This window comes from Pseudomonas protegens, from assembly GCF_013407925.2.
GTDB classification, from domain to species: Bacteria; Pseudomonadota; Gammaproteobacteria; order Pseudomonadales; family Pseudomonadaceae; genus Aquipseudomonas; species Aquipseudomonas fluorescens_AP.
The window spans coordinates 275,256-298,237 of record NZ_CP060201.1; the positions used below are offsets into that span (position 1 = coordinate 275,256).

At 63.2% G+C, this 22,982-nt stretch carries 15 protein-coding genes and 2 pseudogenes; 3 read left to right on the forward strand and 14 right to left on the reverse strand.

Annotated features, from left to right (window positions below; genetic code table 11):
- Positions 1-5: 5 nt before the first annotated feature.
- From GGI48_RS01215 to GGI48_RS01270, 12 genes are all read right to left on the reverse strand, one after another.
- Positions 6-1,214, reverse strand: a complete 1,209-nt coding sequence (locus tag GGI48_RS01215) for a pyridoxal phosphate-dependent aminotransferase (protein ID WP_179596452.1) — start codon at positions 1,212-1,214, stop codon at positions 6-8.
- A 27-nt stretch (positions 1,215-1,241) separates the two neighbouring features.
- A complete protein-coding gene (locus GGI48_RS01220) occupies positions 1,242-2,849 on the reverse strand; it encodes a 5-guanidino-2-oxopentanoate decarboxylase (protein WP_179596454.1) in 1,608 nt (535 codons plus the stop codon).
- A gap of 10 nt (positions 2,850-2,859) precedes the next feature.
- On the reverse strand, positions 2,860-4,959 hold the full coding sequence (locus GGI48_RS01225; protein ID WP_179596456.1) for an acetate--CoA ligase family protein: 2,100 nt from the start codon (positions 4,957-4,959) through the stop codon (positions 2,860-2,862).
- 21 nt (positions 4,960-4,980) lie between these two features.
- The gene (locus tag GGI48_RS01230; protein ID WP_060838997.1) at positions 4,981-6,141 is read right to left on the reverse strand and encodes an acyl-CoA dehydrogenase family protein; all 1,161 of its coding nucleotides are present in this window, start codon (positions 6,139-6,141) and stop codon (positions 4,981-4,983) included.
- Positions 6,142-6,357: 216 nt separating this feature from the next.
- Positions 6,358-7,149, reverse strand: a complete 792-nt coding sequence (locus GGI48_RS01235; protein ID WP_179596458.1) for an enoyl-CoA hydratase/isomerase family protein — start codon at positions 7,147-7,149, stop codon at positions 6,358-6,360.
- A gap of 1,240 nt (positions 7,150-8,389) precedes the next feature.
- Positions 8,390-9,793 (reverse strand): amino acid permease, encoded by a 1,404-nt coding sequence (locus GGI48_RS01240; protein WP_179596460.1) that lies wholly within the window; start codon positions 9,791-9,793, stop codon positions 8,390-8,392.
- 208 nt (positions 9,794-10,001) lie between these two features.
- On the reverse strand, positions 10,002-12,257 hold the full coding sequence (locus GGI48_RS01245) for an ATP-binding protein (RefSeq protein WP_179596462.1): 2,256 nt from the start codon (positions 12,255-12,257) through the stop codon (positions 10,002-10,004).
- Positions 12,254-13,051, reverse strand: coding sequence for a substrate-binding periplasmic protein (locus GGI48_RS01250; protein WP_179596464.1), 798 nt, complete (start codon positions 13,049-13,051; stop codon positions 12,254-12,256). The genes GGI48_RS01245 and GGI48_RS01250 overlap by 4 nt, the downstream gene beginning before the upstream one ends.
- A 1-nt stretch (position 13,052) precedes the next feature.
- Positions 13,053-13,769, reverse strand: coding sequence for a response regulator (locus tag GGI48_RS01255; protein WP_179596465.1), 717 nt, complete (start codon positions 13,767-13,769; stop codon positions 13,053-13,055).
- 82 nt (positions 13,770-13,851) lie between these two features.
- The gene (locus GGI48_RS01260) at positions 13,852-14,490 is read right to left on the reverse strand and encodes a TetR family transcriptional regulator C-terminal domain-containing protein (RefSeq protein ID WP_047304617.1); all 639 of its coding nucleotides are present in this window, start codon (positions 14,488-14,490) and stop codon (positions 13,852-13,854) included.
- A gap of 268 nt (positions 14,491-14,758) precedes the next feature.
- Positions 14,759-15,553, reverse strand: coding sequence for a class II aldolase/adducin family protein (locus GGI48_RS01265; RefSeq protein WP_093408513.1), 795 nt, complete (start codon positions 15,551-15,553; stop codon positions 14,759-14,761).
- A 99-nt stretch (positions 15,554-15,652) separates the two neighbouring features.
- The gene (locus tag GGI48_RS01270; RefSeq protein ID WP_179596467.1) at positions 15,653-16,726 is read right to left on the reverse strand and encodes an ABC transporter substrate-binding protein; all 1,074 of its coding nucleotides are present in this window, start codon (positions 16,724-16,726) and stop codon (positions 15,653-15,655) included.
- Between the two features lie 215 nt (positions 16,727-16,941).
- Here GGI48_RS01270 and GGI48_RS01275 point away from each other — a divergent pair, with 215 nt between their 5' ends.
- The 3 genes and pseudogenes from GGI48_RS01275 to GGI48_RS01285 all read left to right on the forward strand — a co-directional run.
- Positions 16,942-18,894 carry an FAD-dependent oxidoreductase gene (locus GGI48_RS01275; protein ID WP_179596469.1) on the forward strand — a complete coding sequence of 651 codons (1,953 nt, stop codon included), beginning with the start codon at positions 16,942-16,944 and terminating at the stop codon, positions 18,892-18,894.
- A 140-nt stretch (positions 18,895-19,034) separates the two neighbouring features.
- Positions 19,035-19,594, forward strand: a pseudogene (locus tag GGI48_RS01280) (cupin domain-containing protein).
- A gap of 499 nt (positions 19,595-20,093) precedes the next feature.
- A pseudogene (locus tag GGI48_RS01285) lies at positions 20,094-20,345 on the forward strand (cupin domain-containing protein); the annotation flags it as partial.
- Between the two features lie 51 nt (positions 20,346-20,396).
- On the opposite strand, the gene GGI48_RS01290 reads toward GGI48_RS01285, so the two are convergent.
- Complete coding sequence (locus tag GGI48_RS01290; RefSeq protein WP_179596116.1) at positions 20,397-20,678, reverse strand: hypothetical protein; 282 nt, start codon at positions 20,676-20,678, stop codon at positions 20,397-20,399.
- Positions 20,679-21,404: 726 nt separating this feature from the next.
- On the reverse strand, positions 21,405-22,856 hold the full coding sequence (locus tag GGI48_RS01295) for a hypothetical protein (RefSeq protein WP_179596471.1): 1,452 nt from the start codon (positions 22,854-22,856) through the stop codon (positions 21,405-21,407).
- Positions 22,857-22,982: the final 126 nt, after the last annotated feature.

The window sequence follows — 22,982 nt, forward strand, 5'->3', positions numbered from 1 at the left end:
ACTCCTCAAGCAGTAGGCAAAGTGGCGGGGGCAACGCGGCGACTCAGGCAGTGCTCGGCGCACTGGGCAATCCGCCGGCAGGCTTCGCGCAAGTCCTCCGGCTGCAGCACCAGCCCCAGGCGGATATGCCCGGCGGCGCTGGGGCCGAAGGCTTCGCCGGCCAGCACCGAGACGCCCTGCTCGTCCAGCAGGCGCTGGCTGAAGGCCTGGGCGCTGAGCCCGGTGGCGCGGATGTCGACCATGACGAACATGCCGCCGTCGGGCTTCAGCGGCCGCGCGCCGGGGCAATCGGCCAGGCAGTCGCAGACCAGATCCCGCCGCTGGCGATAGGCCTCGGCCATCTGCCGCAGCTGCGGCAAGGGTTGCTCCAGGGCCACGATGGCCGCGTCCTGGATGAATTCCGGCGAGCCGTAGAGCATGCACAGGGCGAGGTTTTCCAGGTGCGCGGCCAGGGACGACGGCGCCACCACCCAGCCCAGGCGCCAGCCGGTCATGGCGTGGGACTTGGACAGGCTGTTGAGGGTCGCAGTGCGCTCGGCCATGCCCGGCAGGCTGGCCGGGCTGACATGCTCGCCCTCGTACAGCAGCTCGCTGTAGACCTCGTCGCAGATCAGCCACAGGTCATGTTCGATGCACAGTGCCGCCAGGGCCTCCCAGGTGGCCCGGGGAATGCTCGCGCCCGTGGGGTTGTGCGGGCTGTTGAGCACCAGGGCCCGAGTCTTGCCGGTGATGCGCGCGGCCACCGCTGCGGGCTGCACCCGAAAGCCGTCCTCGGCCCGCACCGGCAGCGGCACCACCTGGGCATTGCAGGCGCCGAATACCGCTTCATAGGTGACGTACATCGGCTCGGCCACGATCACCTCATCGCCCGGGTCCAGCAGGCACTGGGCCACGCTGTACAGCGCGCACTGGGCACCGGCCAGCACCACCACTTGCTCGGCATCCACCACTTGCCCGCTGCGCTGCTGATGGCGCCGGGCAATGGCCTCGCGCAAGGCGCGCTTGCCGCGCACATCGGCGTAATGGGTGTGGCCGGCCTGCAGGCTGTCGATGGCCGCCTGGACGATGGGTTGCGGAGTGTCGAAATCCGGGTCGCCCACCGACAGCAACCAGACTTCCTCGCCACGTTCGCGTTTGGCCAGGGCCCGGTAATGAATGTCCCAGGCGGCGGCGCCGTCTCCGGCAATACGTTGGGTCAGTTGAGAAAAGCGCATGCTCAGGCTCCAGACAAAAAGGGATGGTCAGCGCGCGCAGGCGTGCTTGAGTTCGATCAGGGTCAGGCCATTGCGGGCAAAGCCGCTGCGCAGCTCCTGCTGCAACCCATCGAGGCTGGCGGGCTGGCTGACGCTGCAACCAAAGGCCCGGGCCAGGGCGGCAAAATCCGGATTGCGCGGCAGCACGCCAATGGGCTCGATGTTCAGATCCAGCATGTCATCGCGGATCTGCCCCAGGGCGTCGTTGTTCCACAGCAAGACCACCAGCGGGCCGTCCAGCTCCTCCACCGCCGTGGCCAGCTCCTGCACGGTGTAGAGAAAACCGCCATCGCCCACCAGCACCAGCCCGGGACGCTCGGGGGCACCGAGCTTGGCGCCGATGCCGGCCGGCAAGCCGTAGCCGAGGGTGCCGTAGCCGGTGGGATGCAGCCAGCTGCGGGTGGCCCGGCTCGGGTACAGGTAGTTGCCGCTGTAGGCCAGCTGGGTCATGTCGCTGGCGATAAAGCCGTGCTCTGGCAACTCGGCGGCAATCCGTTGCAGGATCGAGCGGTGAATCTGTTGCAAAGGCCCCTGCCCGCTCTGCAGCGCCTGGCGCAGATCGGCCACCGCGTGAATCGCCGCCCCCGCTTCGGCCGGTGTGGGTGGCAAGGCCTGGAGCAAGGCGTCCAGGGTGGCGCGGGCATCGCCGTGCAAAGCCACCGCACACGGGTAGAAGTCATTGAACTTGCGCGGGTCGATATCCAGGCGCAGCAGCTCGCCGTTCAGCGGCAGGCGCTCGCGCCAATAGTCGGTGTCGGCCATCTCGGTGCCCACCGCCAGCACCACGTCGGCCTGAGCGATCAACTGCCAGCCGGGCTCGACACACAAGGTCGCCCCGGCGTTCAGCGGCGCCTCCTCCGGCAGCAGGCCCTTGCCGGCGACGCTGCTGAAAAACACTGCGCCCAACCGGGTGCTCAAGGCGCGCAGTTGCTCGGCGGCGTGCAGCGCGCCACCGCCGGCAATGATCATCGGCCGCTTGGCCTTGCGCAGTGTGTCCGCCGCCTGCTGGATATCCGCCGCCGCAGCCGGGCCGCGAGCCGGGCGCCGCCGCACTTCGCCGGTCCAGTCCCGAGCGACCCTGGCCGCCAGCACATCCAGGGGCACGCTGATGTGCACCGGGCGCGGGCGCTGGCTGTCGAACACGGCAAAAGCCCGGGCGATCAGCTCGGGCAAGTCCTCCGGGCTCAGGGCCAGGGCCGAGAACGCGGTGATCGGCGCGGTAATCGCCCGCTGGTCCTGGGTTTCATGCAGCGAGCCCCAGCCCTTGCCCAGGCTGGCGCTGTGGTTGACGCTGGAAATCACCAGCAGCGGAATCGAGTCGGCATAAGCCTGGCCAATCGGCGTGGCGACGTTGGTCACCCCCGGGCCGCTGATAACGAAACACACCCCGGGCTTGCCACTGACCCGGGCGTAACCGTCGGCCATGAAGCCCGCGCCCTGCTCGTGGCGGGTCAGCACATGGCGAATGCCGCTGCCGGGCAGGCCGCGATACAGCTCCAGGGTGTGCACCCCGGGAATGCCGAACACCGTGTCCACGCCGTAGTTGGCCAGCAGGCGCACCAGGGCCTGGCCACCGGTCAAGGTCTGATCGTGCATGTCTCTCTCCTCAAGCCTGGCCAAGGCGAATCAACGCATCGACCGCGACGGTGCCCTGGGCACCGACCAACAATGGGTTCACATCCAGTTCCAGCAGTTGCCCGGCGTGTTCGCAGGCGTAGTCCGCCACCGCGCCGATGGCCGCCACCAGGGCGTCAAGGTCAGCCGTCGGGCGCCCGCGAAAGCCTTGCAGCAAGGCGGCGCTGCGCAGGCTGAGCAGGGCCTGGCGGATCGCCCCTTCGGTGGTCGGCAGCAGCAGGCTGCGACTGTCCTTGAGCAGTTCCACCAGTACCCCACCGGCACCGATCACCAGGGCCAGGGCGAAGTCGTTCTCGCGCTTGATGCCGACAATCAACTCCGCCAGGGGCGGCGCGGCCATGGGTTCCAGCAACACCCGCTCAAAAGCCACGCCGGGGGCATGCTCGACGATCCGCGTGCGCATCAGGCGCAGGGCCGCGCTCAGCGCTTCAGGGTCCTTGAGATTCAGGGCCACCGCCCCGGCCTCGGTCTTGTGCGGCAACTGTGCGCTGACCGCCTTGAGCACCAGCGGGTAACCGACCGCAGCCGCCGCGCTCAGGGCCTGCTCGGGGGTGCTCAATACACCGTCAGGGATGCTCAGGCCGAAGCCGCGCAAGGCCTGCTTGGACTGCCACTCGTCCAGCAGCACGCTCGCGCCATGCAGGGCCTGCGGACACAGCAGCACCAGGGCCGATTCCCCCAGGGCCAGCAGTGCCGGACGTCGCTGTTGATAGGCGACGATCCGGCCCCAGGCCGCCAGGCCATCCTCCACCCCTTGCAAGGCGGGAATGCCGTGGCCGTGCAAACGCTCACGGGCGCTGGCGGGCAGCAGTTCGGGAAAGGCCGAAGTGACAAAACCGCGCTTGCCGTGGCGTTGCAGCGCCGCGCAGAACAGCTCCAGCAGCAGGTCGCATTCCTTGCGCTCGCCGGTGAACTCGGCCGGGTAATCCAGCACCAGCATGGCGCTGTCGGCCTCGGTACGCAGCGCCGTGTCGAGCATGGCTTGCAAGGCCTGGGCATCACCCCAGATCGCGGTGGTGAAATCCAGCGGGTTGACCAGATTGGCGTAGCCCGGCAGCACCCGGGACAGCTCGGCACATTGCCCGGCATCCAGCTTGGGCAGCATCAGGCCGTTGCGCTCGGCGTAGTCGGCGATCAGCCCGGCGTCGCCGCCGGAACAGGCCAGGGCCATCAGGTGCGGGCCGGCCGGCAACTGCCCGCAAGAGGCGGCCTTCAAGGTCTCGACAAAACTCACCGGGCCGCTGACCCGGATCACCCCCAGACGCTGGAACAACGCGTCGTACAGCGCGTCCGATCCCGACAGTGAACTGGTGTGACTCAAGGCCAGTTCGGCGCCGATCTGCGACACCCCGGTCTTCAGGGCGATGATCGGAATGCCCTTCTCCAGGGCCTTGTGCGCCGCCCGGGCAAAACCCGGCACGTTCTTCAGGCCTTCCAGGTGCAGGCCGATGGCCGTGACCCGTGGTTCGTCCAGCAGCACGTCCATCAGCTCGGCAATGCCCAACTGCGCCTGATTGCCCACCGACGCCATGTAGGCCACCGGCAGCGAGCGATCGCTCATGGACAGGTTGTAGGCAAAGTTGCCGCTCTGGGTCAGCACCGCCACACCGCGTTCCACGGGTTGACCGCCATGGGCCACCGGCCACAGCGCGGCGCTGTGCAGGTAGTCCAGCAGGCCGTAGCAGTTGGGGCCCAACAGCGCCATGTCGCCTGCGGCCTGGAGCAGTTGCTGCTGCAGGGCCTGGCCCTCGGCGCCGGTTTCGGCAAAGCCCGAGGCGTAGCAGATCGCCCCGCCCGCGCCCTTGGCCGCCAGTTCCCCGACGCAAGTCAGGGTCAGCTCGCGGTTGGTGGCGACGAACACCGCATCCGGACCGCAGGGCAGTTGTTCGATGCTGGCCACGCAGGGCACGCCATCGAGCTCGGCATGCTGCGGGTTGACCAGCCACATGGGCCCGGCAAAACCGCCTTCGGCGCAGCGCTTGAGGGCCCGGGCCATGCTGCGCCCACCGACGAAAGCCAGGTGCCGGGGCGCCAGCAGGCGTTTGAGATTGTCACGCAAGGTCTGGGACATGACGGCAATTCTCCAGGGCGCTCAGCGCATCAGCGGCCGCAGCAGTTCACGGGAAATGATGTGGCGCTGGATCTCCGAAGTGCCTTCCCAGATGCGCTCGATCCGCGCATTACGCCAGATGCGTTCCACCGGGCCTTCGTCCATCAGGCCCATGCCGCCGTAGATCTGCACCGCCTCGTCGGCCACCCGGCCCAGCACTTCACTGGCGAACAGCTTGGCCATGCCGGCCTCGCCGTCGGTCATGCTGCCCTGGTCCATCTTCCACGCGGTGTGCAGGGTCAACAGCTCGGCGGCGCGGATCTGCGTGGCCATGTCCGCCAGCTTGAACGACACCCCCTGGTAACTGCCGATGGCCTGGCCGAACTGCTTGCGATCCGCCGCCCATTGCAGGGAGGCATCCAGGGCGCGCTGGGCCTGCCCGACGCAGTTGGCCGCCACCATCACTCGCCCGGCGGTGAGCCAGGCGTTGGCCACTTCCCAACCCTTGCCCACCTCCCCCAGCACCTTGTTGGCCGGTACCCGGCAGTCGTCAAAGAACATCTCGAAGGTGTGGTAGCCACGGTTGCTCACGCACTTGGGGCCACGGCGGATGGTCAGGCCCGGGGTGTCGCGGTCCACCAGGAACGCGGTCACCGCGTTGCGCTGGCGGCCGTTGTGCTCATAGGTGCCGGTGACCGCGAAAACGATGGCGAAATCCGCATGCCCGGCGTGGCTGATGAAATGCTTGCTGCCGTTGAGCACGAAGTCGCCGCCATCGCGCACGGCGCGGGTCTTGATCGCATTGGCATCGGAACCGGCGCCGGGCTCGGTCAGGGCGAAACAGTCGACCTTGCGCCCTTGCACACAGGGCAGCAGGTAGTCGCCGATCTGCGAGCCGGTACAGGCCATGAGGATTTTCGAAGGCCGGGCCACGAACACATGCAAGGCCCAGGAACACTTGGCCAGCTCACGCTCGATCAGCGCCTGGGACAGGTAGTCCAGGCCGCCGCCGCCCACCTCCTCGGGCATGTTGAAAGCATAGAAACCGGCGGCGATGGCTTTGCTGCGGATCTCCCCGGCAAGGTCGGCGCTGACCTCATCGGCGCGGTCCACCGCCTCTTCGTGGGGCAGCAACTCCTTGCTGACAAAACTGCGAACCGCGTCCACCAGCATTTCTTGTTCTTGGCTGAGTTGGAAATTCATGGCGCTACCTGTGAGTGAGTGACGGTGCAAAAAAACAGTGATCTGACAGTACGATCTGGCGAAAAAACCTTCCCGTAGGAGCCAGCTTGCTGGCGAACAGGCCCTTGAATAAGGCGCTGTTCTTGCGGGCGCCTTCGCCGGCAAGCCGGCTCCTACAAAAGGGGCGCATGGCCCAGGGGCCCTTTCGCCGGCAAACCGAGCGCCGCCCGGCCGCTCCTACACCCCTTGGAAACGTGGCGGGCGTTTTTCCGTGGCGGCGCGCAGGGCTTCGGCGCCATCGGCACTGCGCCCGCACAGCAGGCCGGCGGCCAGCTCGGCCGCCAACTGCTGCGGCAAACTGCGCTCGGCCCCCTGGCGGATCAGCTTCTTGGTCTGGACAAAGGCAAAGGTCGGGCCCGCCGCCAAGCGCGCGGCCAGCTCGCTGACGCTGGCGATCAGCTGTTCATCGGCGCACACCTCACCGACCAACCCGGCGGCCAGGGCCCGTTCGGCGCTCCACAACTCATCGAGAAACAGCAGGCGCTTGGCCTGTTCGCTGCCGATCAAACGCGGCAGGTGCCAACTGGCGCCGGCGTCCGGCGAGTAGGCCATGCTGGTGTAGCCGGCCTTGAACCGCGCCGACTGCGCCGCCACCCGCAGGTCGCAGCACAGAGTCAGGTCCATGCCCGCGCCCACGGCGGTGCCGTTGATGGCGGCGATGGTGGGTTTGTCCAGGCTGTGCAGGCGGGTCATCAGGGCGTGGGCGGTTTCGGTCCAGCCGTAGCTTTCCAGAGCGCCGCGGGCTTCGGCTTCGGCCCACTCCGCCAGATCGGCACCGGCGCAGAAGCTGCGGCCGCTGCCGGTGAGGACCACGGCTCGGACGCTGGGGTCGCTGTTGCAGGTGTCTAGCAGGCTGTGCAGCGCCTTAAGGGTCGGGATGTCCAGGGCGTTGCGTTGCGCCGGGCGGTTGAGGGTGATCCAGGCTACGCCGGCTTCGAGCCGGCTGAGCAGCGACGATGAAGGGGTCATGGGCGTCCTCGAATTATTGTGGTTGGCGTGAGGGGGTGACTTGAGGGTGATACTAAACGAGCGTTCAACAAGGCGGCAATTGGGGGGCCAGGGGAGCTTTTTGGTTGAATTCTTGAGGTATCCCTTTGTTTTTATTAGGTAAAAATCTGGGTGCCGGGGGTTGTTGGGTGGGGGTTGTTACAACTTCGAACAAGCCTCGACAAAAGTGTGGGTGGGGGAGTTTTTTTGTGGCGAGGGAGCTTGCTCCCGCTCGGGCGCGTAGCGGCCGTAAAGCCTGAGGGTGCGGTCTTCTTGGGGTACATATCCGTTGCTGCGGGTGCGGCGGCTTATGGTTCCGCTTTTACAGCGGGGGTTGGGTACATATCCATTCCTGCGGGTGCGGCCGCTGGCGGTTCCGCTCTTACAGCGGCTCACTTTTGAAGAGCGCAAAAGTAAGCAAAACGCTCTGCCCCTCCACTCGGTGCCTCGCCTAGGCTCGGCATGCCCTCACTCCGGCATTGATCCGTGGGCCGCCGCAATGGGCCATCCCTGGCCCAGTGCGGCTAACCCGGCGTCCTGCCGGGTTACCCACGGCTCAATGCCTGCGTTCGGCCATCGTGTCTAAAGGGGCAGGAAGATCAAAAACAAGATCAAAAGCAAAGGCAAAATCTGACGGCGGCCTGCCGGCCGACCTGTTTCATTGCCGTTAGCGTTACATGTAGCCGCTGCCGCAGGCTGCGAACGCTCTGGGCGGCACTCCGTCGCAGGAGACGCTAAACCTGCCTCCCCCAATGCTCCTGACCCACCGCGCTGCCTGGTTTCGCGAGCGCTGGCGCTCGTTCGCAGCCTTCGGCAGCGGCTACAAAGAGCCGGCCTGCGCAGCTTGGCTTTGGCTTTTGATCTTGCTCTTGATCTTCAGGCCCCTTCCCAGCAGGCCGAGCGCAGGCGTTGCGTAGGGGGCAGCTCGGCATGGATGCCGAGCTAGCCGCCACCCGGCCATGGATGGCCGGTTGGCGGCGGGCCCCCGGAGCAATGCCGGAGCTCGGGCACCCCGAGCCTCAGCGAGGGGCCCATGGAGGGGCAAGCCCTTTTGGTTACTTTTACGGCGTTTGGTAAAAGTGACTCGCCGTAAGGGCGAAACCCTAAGTGGCCGTGACCGCAGCAACGGATATGTACCCCGCCCCGCTGGCCGCAAACGCCAGCAAAGGCATCCACCCAGACGCTGCACGCCTCCCGGCCCCCTTCGCCGACAATCCGGCTCCTACACCGCCGCTAAAGGTTGCAATTGACGCTTGCGCTGCATCAGGTAATAGGCGCCATAGCACAGAACGATAAAACCCGAACCCCAATACAACGACGGCCGCTGAGTTTCATCCAGCGCCAGAAACACAAACAACGAGCTGCACAGCACGATGCACAGCAATGGCACCAAAGGAAACCACGGCGCACGGTACTTGAGCTGCTCCAGTTGCCCACCCTCGCGCAGGAACTGGCGACGGAAGCGGTACTGCGCCAGGGCGATGACGATCCAGGTCACGGTGCCAGCCATGCCGCTCACAGCCATCAGCACCATGAACAGGGTGTCAGCGGCGATAAAGCTGGTCATCAGCGAGATCAGGGCAAAGCACAGAGTGATGAACAGGGCCCGCAGGGGCACGCCTTGTTTGCTCAGGGGCGACAGGGCCTTGGGTGCCATGCCGGATTTGGACATGGCCCAGAGGATGCGCGTAGAGGCATACAGCCCGGAGTTGCCCACCGAAAGAATCGCCGTGAGGATCACGAAGTTCATCAGGTCAGCAGCGTAGGGAATGCCCACCATGTCGAACACCTGGACGAAGGGGCTTTCCACCAGTCCGGCTTGCTGCCAGGGAATAATCGCCGCCAGCACCATCACCGCCAGGACGTAGAAGATCAGCACGCGGAACACCACGTTGCGCACGGCCCGCGGAATGCTTTTTTCCGGCTGGTCGGTTTCGCCGGCGGCCACGCCCATGATCTCGCAGCCCTGGAAGGCGTAGACCACGGTCATCATTACCGCGAACACCGCCGGCAGGCCGTTGGGAAACACTGAGTCGCCCTTGAGGTTGTCGAACATCGGCGCCGGGGCGCCGCTGGGCAGGTCGATGACGCCGAAGATCACCAGCGCGCCGACCACGATAAAGCTCAGGATCGCCAGCACCTTGACCCCGGCGAACCAGTATTCGGCCTCGCCAAAGGCCCGGGTGGCCAGGGCGTTGATGCCGAACAGCAAGGCCACGAACAGCGCCGACCAGTACCAGATCGGCACGCCAGGGAACCAGCGCTGCATCAGCATGCCGGCGGCGGTGAATTCCAGGCCCACGGTGGTGGCCCAGCTCATCCAGTAGACCCAGCCGATCATGAAGCCGGTGGCCGGGCCGATGTATTTGCTGGCGTGGGCCTGGAACGAGCCGGACACCGGCATCTGCACCGACAGTTCGCCGAGGCAGACCATCACCAGGTACATCAGGAACCCGGCCACCAGGTAAGAGAGGATCGCCCCCCAGGGGCCGCCCTGGTTGATGGTGACCCCGGAGCCCATGAACAGCCCGGTGCCGATCACCCCGCCCAGGGACAGCATGAAAATGTGCCGGCTCTTCAAGGAGCGGGTCAGGTGGATGCCTTTACGTTCTGTGGTGGTTGTCATGGCGCACCTCAGCAGTCAGTGAGGCGCAGGGCGCGGGGCGAAGGGGTGTGGCGGAGGGCGGAAGCAGCTTGCAGGCAGTTCATTATTATTATCTCCAATAAGCTTCGAAGGCCGCGGCGGGCGCGGCTCAAGCGATTATTGGAAAGCCATGTAAGTTCGGATTGAACGCCAGGATCGAAGATGTAAAAAGTCGTAAGGTTTTTGTACGTCAGGCCGCCAACAGCTGTTGCAGCAAGGCCCGAGACTGCTGCCAGGACGAATGCAGGCTCGCCGCCAGGGCCATTAGCGCCGGGCGATCCGTCTGCTGCGCCGCCTCCTCTACTTCCCGCAGCACCCGGGCCAGGGCGCAGAAGCCCAGGGAATCGGCGCTGCCCGCCAGGCGATGGGCCAGGTGCAGGACTTCGGTGCAGTCCTCGGCGGCCAGGGCATCGCTCAACAGGGGCCGTTGCTGATCCAGGGCGTCGGCCAGCACCTGGAGCAAGCCCTGCAACTTCTGTTCGCCCAGCAGGCTGCGATGGGTATCCAGCAAACCCTGGTCGAGCAAACCCTCCTCAGTGTCGGCCTGCGGCATCTGCACCTGCCCGGCCAGCACCTGACGCAGGCTCTCCAGCTGCAACGGCTTGCCAAGAATGCCCTGCATCCCGGCCTGCAGATAACCGCGCACCACGGACGGCTGGACGCTGGCGGTCAGGGCGACAATGCGTACCTGCCGGTTGGGCCCGGGACGCTGGCGGATCTCGCGGCACAGCTCGACTCCGCTGATGCCCGGCAAGTGCACATCCAGCAGCAACAGGTCGAAGGCTTGCTGCTGACACAGGGCCAGGGCGCTTTCACCGTCTTGCGCCAGCCACACCTGATGGCCGTCACGCTCAAGCAGTCCGCTGGCCACTTCGCGATTCAGGGCCACGTCTTCCACCACCAGGATTTTCAAAGCCTGCGTCGGCAACTCAAGCGCGGCCACCGACAAGGGCTCCTGGCCGATGCCCAACGCCAGCTCGAACCAGAAACAACTGCCCTGCCCCAGCTCGCTGTCCACACCGATGCGTCCGTCCAGTTGCTGCAGCAGGTGCTTGCAGATGGCCAAGCCCAGGCCGGTGCCGCCATAGCGCCGGGTCACCTCGTCACTGGCCTGGACGAAACGCTCGAAGATCTTCTCGCGCATCGACGCGGCAATGCCGATGCCGTTGTCGCGCACGCAGCAGCGCAGGCGCTGGCGCTCGGCAGTGCTGTGCAGCACTTGCACTTCGACCCGCACCCAGCCGTCTTCGGTAAAACGAATGGCGTTGGCCAGCAGGTTGCTCAGCACCTGGCGCAAGTACTGCTCGGCGCCCTGCTGACGCGGCGCCAGTTGTTCGTCGATGTGCAACTCCAGGCGGGTGCGATTGCCCTCGGCCCGGGGCTGCAACAGGGTGGTGACTTCTTCCAGCAACTGACGCAGGGAGAAGTCGCGCAGTTCCGGGCGGCTTTCGCCCTCCTCCAGGCGAGCAAAGGACAGCACTTCGTTGAGGATGCTCAGCAAGCCCTCCCCGGCTTGATGCAAGGCCTGCAAACGCTGGCGGTCCTGCTGCTCCAGGGGCGCCTGGCGCAGCAGTTCGGCCATGCCGAGGATGCCGTTCAACGGGGTGCGCAGTTCGTGGCTCATGGTCGCCAGAAAGCGCGACTTGGCCAGGTTGGCGGCTTCGGCCTCGTCCTTGGCGTGCATCAGGCTGGCGGTGCGGCGCTGGACCATTTTCTGCAATTCGTCGCGCTTGTCCTGCAAGGCCAAGCGGTCGGCTTCGCGGCGCTGCACATCGTCGAGCACTGCCCGGCGCATGTCGTCCAGGGCCCGGGCCACGGTGTCGATCTCGTCGCCGCCGGGGCGCTGGCGCTTGTCCAGGCGCAGGGGCTCGCGCAGCTCGCCGGCCGCCACGCGCCGGGCAAAGTCGGCCATCACTTGCAGGTGCCGGGTCACCAGCCGGTAGAACAGCCCGGACAAGGCCACCGCCAACCCGCAGAGAAATACGCTCATCCACAACAGGCTGGCCAGCCCGGTGGCGTACAGGCGCCGGTACACCGCCCCCAGATCGGTGCTGACCTGCAACTCGCCCAACTGCCGCAGGGGCCCGGATGGCGGTTGATAGCTCAAGGGAAAACGCTCCACCCGCAACGGCCCGATCAACTCGGCGCTGCCCTGCTGCAAGTCGAAGTCATTGCTGATCAAGTGCACCCGGGCCACGTCGGAAAAGTCCACCAGCCCCTGCAACTGCACGGTCAGTTGCTCCTGGTTGAGGTCCCACAGGTTGCGTTCCAGGCTGCCCAGGTAACCGGCGCGGATCAGCTCCATGCGGCTGTCGATGTCGCGCATTTCCCGGCGGTATTCGAAGTACAGCTGCACGCTGCTGGCGAGCACGGTGAAGCACAGGCTGAACAGCAGGATAAACAGCAGCAGGCGGCGCAACAGGCCGGCGGAACGCAGGGGGATCATGGCGCCGTCTCCCGTTGCGCCTTGAGCATGGCGCGGTAGTCGTCCTGGCTTTGCACCAGCCAGCGCTGCACCGCGCCGCTGTCCACCTGCTGCTGCAACCGCGCGTCGATCTCGGCCATGCGCGGCGCCAGGGGCGAGTGGCGCGACACCGCCAGGCGCAGGTAGTCGACGCTCACCGCCTGGGGCAAGGCGATGATGTCTTCGGCCCCCGGCAACTGCTCGATATACAGCTGCCCGGTGCGGCGTTCATGGGGGATGAAATCGATGCGCTGGCGGATCAGCTTGCCGAAGTTCTGCTGGCTGCTGGAGACCCACTCGATGTTGCCGTGCTGCACCACTTCGCGGTCGAAATCCTGGCCGTAGCTCTCGCCGAACAGCAGGCCGCCGCGGTAGGCCCGCAAGTCCTGCAAGTGCGTAAAACGCGGCAGATGGCGACGGTTGACGAACAGCGCGACTTCTTCGCGCAGCACCGGCACCCGGGAAAACAGCAGGTCCTGCTGGCGCTGGCTGGTGCTGTAGGCCAGCACCACATCCACCCGGCCCGCGGCGGCGTCCAGCAGGCAGCGCTTCCAGTTGCCCAGCACCACCACCTGCACCTGATAACCCAGCTCCCCCAGCACCTGGCGCACCAGGGTCGGCGCCAGCCCGCGCACCTGCTGGCCGTCGCTCCAGGAAATCGGTGGGTACACCGGGTAGTCGCAATAACGCAGCACGGGCCGGGGTTCAGCGAACGTCGGGCCGGCCAGCAGGATCAGGCACAGGCTCAGGCACAGCACCCCTGCGCGACGCAGCAATTCAGGCGGCCACGCTGGCGGTGAACAGGTAACCGGCACCGTGAATGGTGATGATCAGCTCCGGCTCGGCCGGGTCGTCGTGCAGCTTGCGCCGCAGGCGGCCCACCAGCACGTCGATGGAACGGTCGCTGGGCACCCATTCGCGGTTGCGGATCTGGTCCATCAACTGGTCGCGGCTCAGGGTGTGGCCGCTGTTGCGCAGGAACACGCTGAGCAGTTGGTACTCGCCGTGGGTCAGCAGGGTTTCGCCGCCCTGAGGGTCGATAAGGCGACGGCGGTCAGTGTCCAGAGCCCAGTCGGCGAACTGCTTGACCGGGCTCGGGCTCGACGCCCGGGGTTGCGGCTGGTAGGCCTGACGCACCCGGCGCACCAGGTTCTTGGCCCGGGACACCAGCTCGCGCGGGTTGAGGGGTTTGATCACGTAGTCGTCGGCGCCGCATTCCAGGCCGACGATGCGGTCGATGTCGTCGTTGCGCCCGGTGATCAGGATGATCCCCACTTCCGAGCGCACCCGCAGTTCCCGGGTCAGGGTCAGGCCGTCCTTGCCCGGCAGGCGGATGTCCAGCATCAGCAGGTCCACCGTGTGCTGGCCGAGAAAGCTCTCCGCCTGCTCTGCGGTGGCGGCGCAGTGCACGTCGTAGCCTTCCTGAGAGAGATAAGCCTGAAGCAGTTCGCGAATCAGCGGATCGTCGTCGACGATCAAAACCCGAGGAGTCATCGCCTGTTTCCTGATTATTTTTATTAGAAAAGGAACCTTGTGCGCAGCAGCCTAGCCATTACTGAACAACCGATCAACAGCCCTATGTCGGCCTGACGAAACCGCGCCCGCCGCTGGCCAGCAAGCCCTCGACCCAGGCTTCGCAGATCTGCACGCCCTGCTGCGGGCTGAAGGTGCCGGGGTTGAGCCCGGACTCCAGCCACAGGCCGTCGAGCAAGGCGCTGAGGCTGATGGCCGCCAGATCGGCGTCGAACTGTGCCCAGCCCTGCTCCCCGGCCAAGCGGGTCAGCAGGCTGGCCAGCTCGTTGCGGTATTCACCGTAGGAATGTTCATGGGCCAGGTTGATCGCCTCGGCGGTCTTCACCGCGCCCCAGAACGCCAGCCAGGCGTCCAGCAGCTTGGGGTCCAGCAGTTCGGCGCAGAACGAGGCGCGGAAGAACGCCGACAGCCGTTGCCGAGGAGTGGGTGCGGCCTGCTCCATGGCTTCGCGCAGCAGGCTCATGACCCGCCCGGTGACCGCCCGATACGCCTGGGCCACCAACTCGTCCTTGCCGGCGTAGTGATGGCTGATCAGCCCCACCGAGACCCCGGCCTCGGCGGAGATCTTGCGGATCGACGCCCCCTGAAAGCCGTGACGCTTGAGGCAGGTCAGGGTCGCCTCGATCAGCTCGGCCTTGCGCAGGTCGGGTTCCAGACGGGAAAAGCGCGCTTCCTGGCTCATGGGTCAAACTCCTTGGACGGTGACGGGAAGGTGCAGCTGAACGACTGTACAACAGGCTTTCCGGGGCGATCCAGCGATTGCGCGACCGTCCTTCCTGCCGCCGCTGCCGCAGGCTGCGCACGGGCTGGGCGGCATTCCGTCGTAGGGACGCCACGATCTTGAAGGCGACACCGGTTCGGCTGGAGATCGTCAAGCAAGGCCCTGCGGGCCTTTTCGCAGCCTCGCCGAGGCTCAGCAGCGGCTACAGGCAGATATGAACCCACAGGGGTCAGGCGCGGTAGTCGGGGGCGATGCGCTCCAGCAGGCGCAACAGCGCCGCCCAGGCCAGCTGCATGGCATCCGGATCGTTGAGTTCGCCTTCCTGCAGTGGCCGGCCCGGGTCGTTGAATTGGCGTTCGGTGTGGGCACAGACCGCGTCCGGCGGTAGCACGATCTCCCCCGCCGCCTGGGCCGCCAGTTGGATCTCGCAGGCCTTCTCCAGGTAGTACATGCGCAAAAACGCCTGGCTCACGGTTTCACCCACGGTGAGCAAGCCATGGTTGCGCAGCATCAGCACGCTCTTGTCGCCCAGGTCGGCCACCAGCCGTTGCTGCTCGCCCAGGTCCAGGGCCACGCCTTCGTAGTCGTGGTAGGCCACGCGGCCATAGAACTCCATGGAAATCTGGTTCACCGGCAGCAAGCCGCATTTGAGCGCCGCCACCGCGCAACCGGCCTTGGTGTGGGTGTGCAGCACGCACTGGGCATCTTCCCGGGCGCCATGAATCGCGCTGTGAATCACAAAACCCGCCGGGTTCACCGGGTACGGCGACGGCTCCACGGCTTCGCCATTGAGGTCGATCTTCACCAGGTTGGAGGCGGTGATTTCATCGAACATCAGGCCGTAGGGGTTGATCAGGAAATGATGCTCGGGCCCGGGCAGGCGCACCGAGATATGGGTGAAGATCAGGTCGGTCATGCGAAAGTGCGCGATCAGCCGGTAGCAGGCCGCCAGCTCTTCGCGCAGGCGCTGTTCAGTGGCGCTGCGCTCGGTCAGGGCGTGGGGGCTGGGAGCGATATTGTTCATTGTTGGAGTCCTCCAGGCGGGTGGGCGGGCAAACAGGGTCGGTAAAAAGAGCCGGCAAACAATAGGACCGGACGCCCGCAGGCGTCCAGCCCGTTGCGCTTACTTGCTGGCCCAGGCGTTGAAGCGCTCTTCCAGCTCTTCGCCATGATCGACCCAGAACTCCACGTTCATCGCCAGGGCGTCCTTGAGGTTCTGTTCCGAGGTCGGCACCCACTGCGCCAGGGCCGGGTCGAGCTTGGCCGCGGCCTGGGTGTTGGTCGGGCCATAGGGGATCTGCTTGACGTAGTCGACCTGGACCTCGGGTCGGTTGGCGAAGGCGATGAAACGCTTGGCCTGATCCACGTGTTTCGAGCCCTTGATGATCGCCCAGTAATCCATGCCATACAGGCTGCCGGGCCAGACCACCGCCTGGGAGGCGCCGCCCTGGGCCGCCACGGCGATACGCCCGCTGTAGCTGGAGGTCATCACCACATCACCGGCGGCCAGCCACTGCCCCGGCTGGGCTCCGGCTTCCCACCACTGGATGTACGGCTTGAGCTCGGTCAGCTTGGCGAAGGCCCGTTCCACCCCTTGCGGAGTGGCCAGGACCTTGTACACGTCCTCGACCTTGACCCCGTCGGCCATCAAGGCGAATTCCAAGTTGTACACCGCGCGCTTGCGCAGGCCGCGCTTGCCGGGGAACTGTTTGACGTCCCAGAAATCCGCCCAGGATGTCGGGGCCTTGGCCAGCTTGTTGCGGTCGTAGGCAATGGCCACGCTCCACACCAGCACCGCCGAGCCGCAGGGCTGGGCGGCATCAGGAATCAGCTGCTCGGCACGGCCCAGGGCCTTCCAGTCCAGGGGTTCGTACATGCCTTCGTCGCAGCCGCGCATCAGGTCCGGGCCTTCGATCTGCACCAGGTCCCAATCGACGTTGCCGGTGTCGACCATGACCTTGATCCGGGCCATTTCGCCGTTGTATTCGCTCTGGATCAGCTTGCTGCCATCGGCCTTGCTGAAGGGTTGGAACAACGCCACGTCCTGGGCTTTTTGTCCGGCTCCGCCGTACGCCACGACCACCATGTCGGGGGCTGCCTGGGCCTTGTTGTGAATCAGCGGCTGGCCCAGGGTCAGACCCAAGGCCAGGCTCAGGGCCAGGAAAGAACAACCGTGCTTGCGGGTGAGCGCTTTCATCTGTGAATCCTCGTCGCGGTGCCACACCGGCAGGCGCCGGCACGGCCCTTTTTTATTGTTGTGAGGTTCGCGCCAAAAGCGGGCGCAGGTCGAAGCTACTGCAAGCCTTAGTAAAAAAACAAGTTGATTTTTTACTGGCGGTAAATTTTGATAGGCCAACAATAACAACGCCAAGGCTGTGCTCCCCTGCCCTTGGCCCGCCTGGAGTCACCGCAATGACCAGCGCCTTCCCGCACCTGTTCGCACCCTTGCAGATCCGTGGCAAACGCCTGAAGAACCGCATCATGTCCAGCGGCCACGACACCTCGATGCCCACCGATAACCTGGTCAACGAACAGCTGATTGCCTACCACCGCGCCCGGGCCGAAGGCGGCGTCGGCCTGATCGTGCTGCAGGTGGCCGGGGTCCACGACAGTGCGCGCTACACCAGCCACGTGCTGATGGCCACCGACGACGCCTGCATCGACGGCTACCGGCGCCTGGCCGAAACCTGCCACGCCCACGGCACCGTGGTGCTGTCGCAGATCTTCCACCCGGGGCGGGAAATCATGGAGTCCGCCGATGGCCTGCTGGCGGTGGCCTACGCCCCTTCGGCGGTGCCCAACGAACGCTTCCGGGTCATGCCCCGGGCCCTGGACCAGGACATGATCGACGAGATCATCCAGGGCTACGCCGACGCCGCCCGGCGCCTGCATCAGGCCGGGCTGGACGGCGTGGAACTGGTGGCCAGCCACGGCTACCTGCCGGCGCAGTTCATCAACCCGCGGGTCAACCGCCGCACCGACGGCTACAACGGCGAACTGGAACAGCGCCTGCGCTTTATCCGGGAAATCCTCGGCGCCATGCGCGCCAGCACCGATGCCGACTTCATCATCGGCCTGCGGATTTCCGCCGATGAACGCGACCCCGAAGGCCTTACCGAAGACGAATCCCTGGCCGCCGTGCAATTGCTGCAAGGGCAACTGGACTACGTGCACATAGTCGCCGGCACCTCCGCCTCCCTCGGCGGCGCGGTGCACATAGTCCCCCCCATGGCGGTGGAAGCGGCCTATCTCGCCCGGGAAGCCGGCACCTTCAAGGCCGGGCTGTCGATCCCGCTGTTCGTCACCGGGCGCATCAACCAGCCCCAGGAAGCCGAGGCGATCATCGCCAAGGGCCAGGCCGACGTGTGCGGCATGACCCGCGCGCTGATCTGCGACCCGCAAATGCCCAACAAGAGCGACAGCGGCCGAGCCGAGGACGTGCGCGCCTGCATCGCCTGCAACCAGGCGTGCATCGGCCACTTCCACAAGGGCCTGCCGATCTCCTGCATCCAGCACCCGGAAACCGGCCGCGAACTGCTCTACGGCCAACCCAAGCCCAGCGCCCGCGGCAAACGCATCCTGGTGGTGGGCGGCGGCCCGGCCGGGATGAAAGCCGCTACGGTGGCCGCCCAACGCGGCCACCGCGTGACCCTCTACGAAGCCAGCGCGCAACTGGGCGGCCAGATTCAACTGGCGCAACTGCTGCCCCGGCGCAGCGAATTCGGCGGCGCCAGCACCAACCTGCAACGGGAAATGCAACTGGCCGGTGTCGAAGTGGTGCGCAACACCCGGGTCGACCGCGCCCTGATCGAGCGGGAAAACCCCGACCACGTGATCATCGCCACCGGCGCCCAGCCCTACTGGCCGAACTTCGAACGCGGCGGCGACCTGCAAGTGGTGGACGCCTGGCAAGTACTGCGGGACGAAGTGCAACTGGGCCGCAGCGTAGTGGTGGCCGACTGGCGCTGCGACTGGATCGGCCCCGGCATCGCCGAACGCCTGGTACGCGCCGGGCACCAGGTGCAACTGGCGGTCAACGGCACCCACTGCGGCGAAAACCTGCCGCTGTACGTGCGCGACCAACTGGCCGGCGAACTGCACAAACTGGCGGTCCCAATCATTCCCTACGCCCGCCTCTACGGCTGCGACGACAGCACCGTCTACCTGCAACACACCGCCAGCGGCGAACCCATGCTGCTGGAAAACGTCGACAGCCTGGTGCTGTGCCAAGGCCACCAATCCGTGGACGACCTCGGCCAGCAGCTCAAAGGCCTGGTGCCCTTCCAACGCATCGGCGACTGCCTGGCACCGCGCACCGTGGAAGAAGCCATCCACGAAGGCTTGAAAGTCGCCTGGGCGCTTTGAGGCTGCTTTATACTCCAGGGCTTTTGCAGGACGGGTGCCCGGACGCGCCCGCCTTCCAGGCCTGGAGCCCGCCATGAACCCAAGCAGCAAGACGCCGCCCGCGAGCACCGCGCCCGAGCCCGGCAGCGACAACCAGGCCCCTGGCGGCCCGCAGTTTCTTGGCACCCGCATCCGCGGCCTGCGCAAACGCCGCGGCCTGACCCTGAGCGAACTGGCGCAACAGAGCGAACTCACCGCCGGCTACATCAGCCAACTGGAACGCAACCTCGCCTACCCCTCCATCCCCGCCCTGTTCAACATCGCCCGCAGCCTGGGCGTGACCATCCAATGGTTCTTCGCCAGCGAAACCCAGACCGCGCCCGAGGATCAGGGCTATGTAGTGCGCAAGAAACAGCGGCTGCAGGTGAATTATGAGAACGGGATTATCGATCAACTGCTGACCCCGCAACCGACCCGGCAGTTGGAGTTTTTGCACTCGCGGTTTCCACCGGGGACCTACAGCAAGGAGAGTTACAGCCATGAGGGCGAGGAAGCCGGTTATGTGCTGTCGGGGAGCTTTGAGCTGTGGGTGGGGGAACGGTATTTTCAGCTGAGTGAGGGGGATAGCTTTAGTTTCTCCAGTCAGGAACCGCATAAGTATGGGAATCCTGGGGAGGAGGATGCGGTGGTGTTGTGGGTGATTACGCCGCCGACGTTTTGAGGGTTGGGGGACAAGCTACTTTCGACCTCGCAGACTGGAGGTCTGTCTCTACTAGAGACTAGGATCGAGTAGTCAATATCTGATGAATAAGGTCGAAATTGATCTACCAAGGCACTGCTTGAATCGAGGTGCCACCGAACGACAGCCGTCTACCACAAGACGACGTTTGACGAGGATACATAGCGACTATGGAAGGCACTGCGCTCTGGCTTTTTGATGCTCCACCGAATGTTGCCTGCCTCACTGTGCGGTCAATTCTTGATGGTCATAAACCTATTCTTGCTGTTGTCCGAGACTTCGAAGACGGAGCATGGTCATTTCTAACAGGCGAAGACATCGAGATGGCTGACGCTCTTCTCGTATCCTTAAAGTCTATAGTCGAACTTGATCCCAGTATCATTGACCTGGCTGACCTTCAACCTGGCTGGACTGCAGTTCGCAGCCACCGCGATATGCCATGGCAGAGAGCAATCAAATAGTCTGCTGCGAATATCGTTAGCCGATCCGCCAGTTGGTGTTTCTGCACTCGCGTTTTCTGCTGGGGACGTACAGCAAGGAGAGTTATAGCCATGAGGGCGAGGAAGCCGGGTATGTTCTGTCGGGGAGTTTTGAGCTGTGGGTGGGGGAACGGTATTTTCAGCTGAGTGAGGGGGATAGCTTTAGTTTCTCCAGCCAGGAACCGCATAAGTATGGGAATCCTGGGGAGGAGGATGCGGTGGTGTTGTGGGTGATTACGCCGCCGACGTTTTGAGGCGAGCTACTGAGCGGAAGCGCAATGCACCGCTCTTTCGTTTACTGAAAACTAGCTGTCACGGACTGGGAAGTAGAACTGCTGCCGCAACCACTCGCTGAACTGGGCCTCGGTCAGCGGAGCGCGTTGCTCGCCCATTTCATCCCACGCGCGATTAATCATGTGTTCCCAGTTTCGGGCGACTTCCATGAGTGGCGCTGCTGCTCCCCAAAAATGTCCGGCCTCAAGTGTTGCCCTGACTCGACCGTTTAGCTCAGCGAGGGTGGCGGTGCCTTCCAGATAGCGCCGCCCGGCTTCTAGCAATTTTCTGAATTCGGTGATTTCAACGGTCATGTCTGGTCCCTTAAACAGAGCGTTTGGATAAGCAGCCTTTAGATTGATGCGGAGGATATCTACTCTTCTGTTATCACTTCACCCGGGGCTAGCATAGTTGTGTGCAGCACCATCTCTACTTGCGACTAAAAGCGGTCATCTCTTTTGAGCAATTAAGGTCAATTCAGCCAGCACCTGAGTCCTCATGTGGGCTCAGAGCTCCAAAGCCAACGGCTAAGGAAGACAGGGAGACGTAACAGCCACCCTAAGTCCATGGAATACTTTGAAACGCTGAATCAATTCAAATATCCAGATGACCACTGTGCTGGGAATACCGATCGATGGGAAAATAGTAGGTAGCACAACCCTTCATGGGTAGACACCATAGCTATTCGCAACTCTAGCCCCCTCCCCCAGCGCTTCAGTTGCCGGCTTTGGACCCAGCGGCATGTTCAAAATTTAATATGGAACTGTCAGCGAACTCGCTTAGCAGTTCCTTAACACCATACAGGCCATCTGGATCAGTTCCATGCGCCGTAGCTCAATAACCTCCGAAATACGAGTAAGTCGCCCGAACATCCTCTGTTCGAAGTCGATCAAGCATTGCCATAACCTCCCAAGGAAACAGCATGCCTATTCAAACTTGGCCGCTGAGCTGACCAGAAGCGTAGCGGATGTCCATCCGATGTCAGTGTCCACTGAGATCGGGACAGACCATATCTGTAACCCGAGATTGAAGCTCGCTGATTAATAGACCGAAGCGCTGGCCACTTTCATCCCAATATTTGATTTACGCGAGTCAATGCATGCAGCTATGCCGGATGCAGTGTTGTACTCATAGGGTGCGGCGCTATCAACTGACAAAGAATTAATTATGGATAGCATTCCGCCCTCATACTCTTCCGCACTGTACTCCTTATCTATGACGGCTTCAAAGTACAGCGTCTTATTCGACACCCGATCAAACATAATAAAATTAACTTTATTCTTCTCAAGAAACTGATAACAGAAAGGACCCACTATATTAGGAAGCGCTACAAGTTGACCGACAGACCTCACCGGCAACAGTGCGCCCTTGTCGAAATACAAGGTTGATTCCGTTGTAATTTTAGAATAACCCGACTGATTGAGATTTGAAAGGAAACTTGGATCACGACGAAAATCAGGTCTTGGAGCATCATTAAACACTACATACTCCTTAAGCTCGAAAGTCACAACCTTACTTATATCAGAATCATTAAAACAACTGAGCAAATGAAGCCTCGTTTGTTTTGGCGAGTAATTGTGCAACAAGTGGCTTTCGAGTAGGGCTCTCATGTCCTTTTCGTTTAGGGCCAGAGAGAAATTGCTGCGCAGCTCATTACACTCGATGCGCAGTCTGTCAAACACATCGCCAACCGCTGCGCCTGGACCAGCCCTATAGTTTTCAATCACGCTTTGTGCCGAAGTTCCATCAGCCCTGTATGTTGTTGTCATCACAGAGCTTGGTCTTTTCCCATACAGTCGACTAGGTTGTTTGACAACCGTCATATTAAGTAAGTCGTAGTGCTTGCTTGCAATCTTTGCACTTAGCTGAAATCGAGTAGCTCCCGCTTCGTTAGGAAGCCTGATTTCAACTTGATGCAAGTCTTTCGAGCTAAGCGAAGCCTGAACAACTTTATCGAACTTTTTAGCAAGCATATCCACTAAGGCAGAGGTGGCACCAGACAAAACAGGGGCAGTGCCTAGGGCACTAACACTCTTGCCTATATCACTTAAATCTTGTAGCGCACCAATTTCAGCCTCGTCATTATACAGCAACGTCACTATAAATTTCCTATTCGTCTTTCGCGCAAGCTCTAGACCGGATAGTTCGCTTTCAATAGAGTATGTTTTGTTGCATGCTTTATTTTTCTGGTCGTACGTGTACGAGACGTAAGGAATTTTATTAATCGTTATCGTTAAAATTGATTTCTTGCTAGACGAGAAAAAATTCCGAACGAATGCCCGACTAAAACTATCTCGACAAAAACCTTCTCCATTGAAAACAGAGCTAATGATAACCTTTTGATACTCCTCATCATCTAAAGGCTTCTCATCCAACAGGGCGAGATTCAGCTCTACTTTCTCCTTCAGGCTATATGATCCCGTATCGGAATATACTTGGGTGCTCGATAGAGATATTAGTAAGCAAATAATTGCTGCGCATACTTTTCTCATAGATCCCTCCATGATGACTTTGATAGGTAAATCCAAGTTTACGAAGCAGAGGTCGACGGTCGAATCTAACGATAGAGCAGATGTGCCATAGCCGCATGCGATCATGCGCTTTTTTTAATGGGCCGC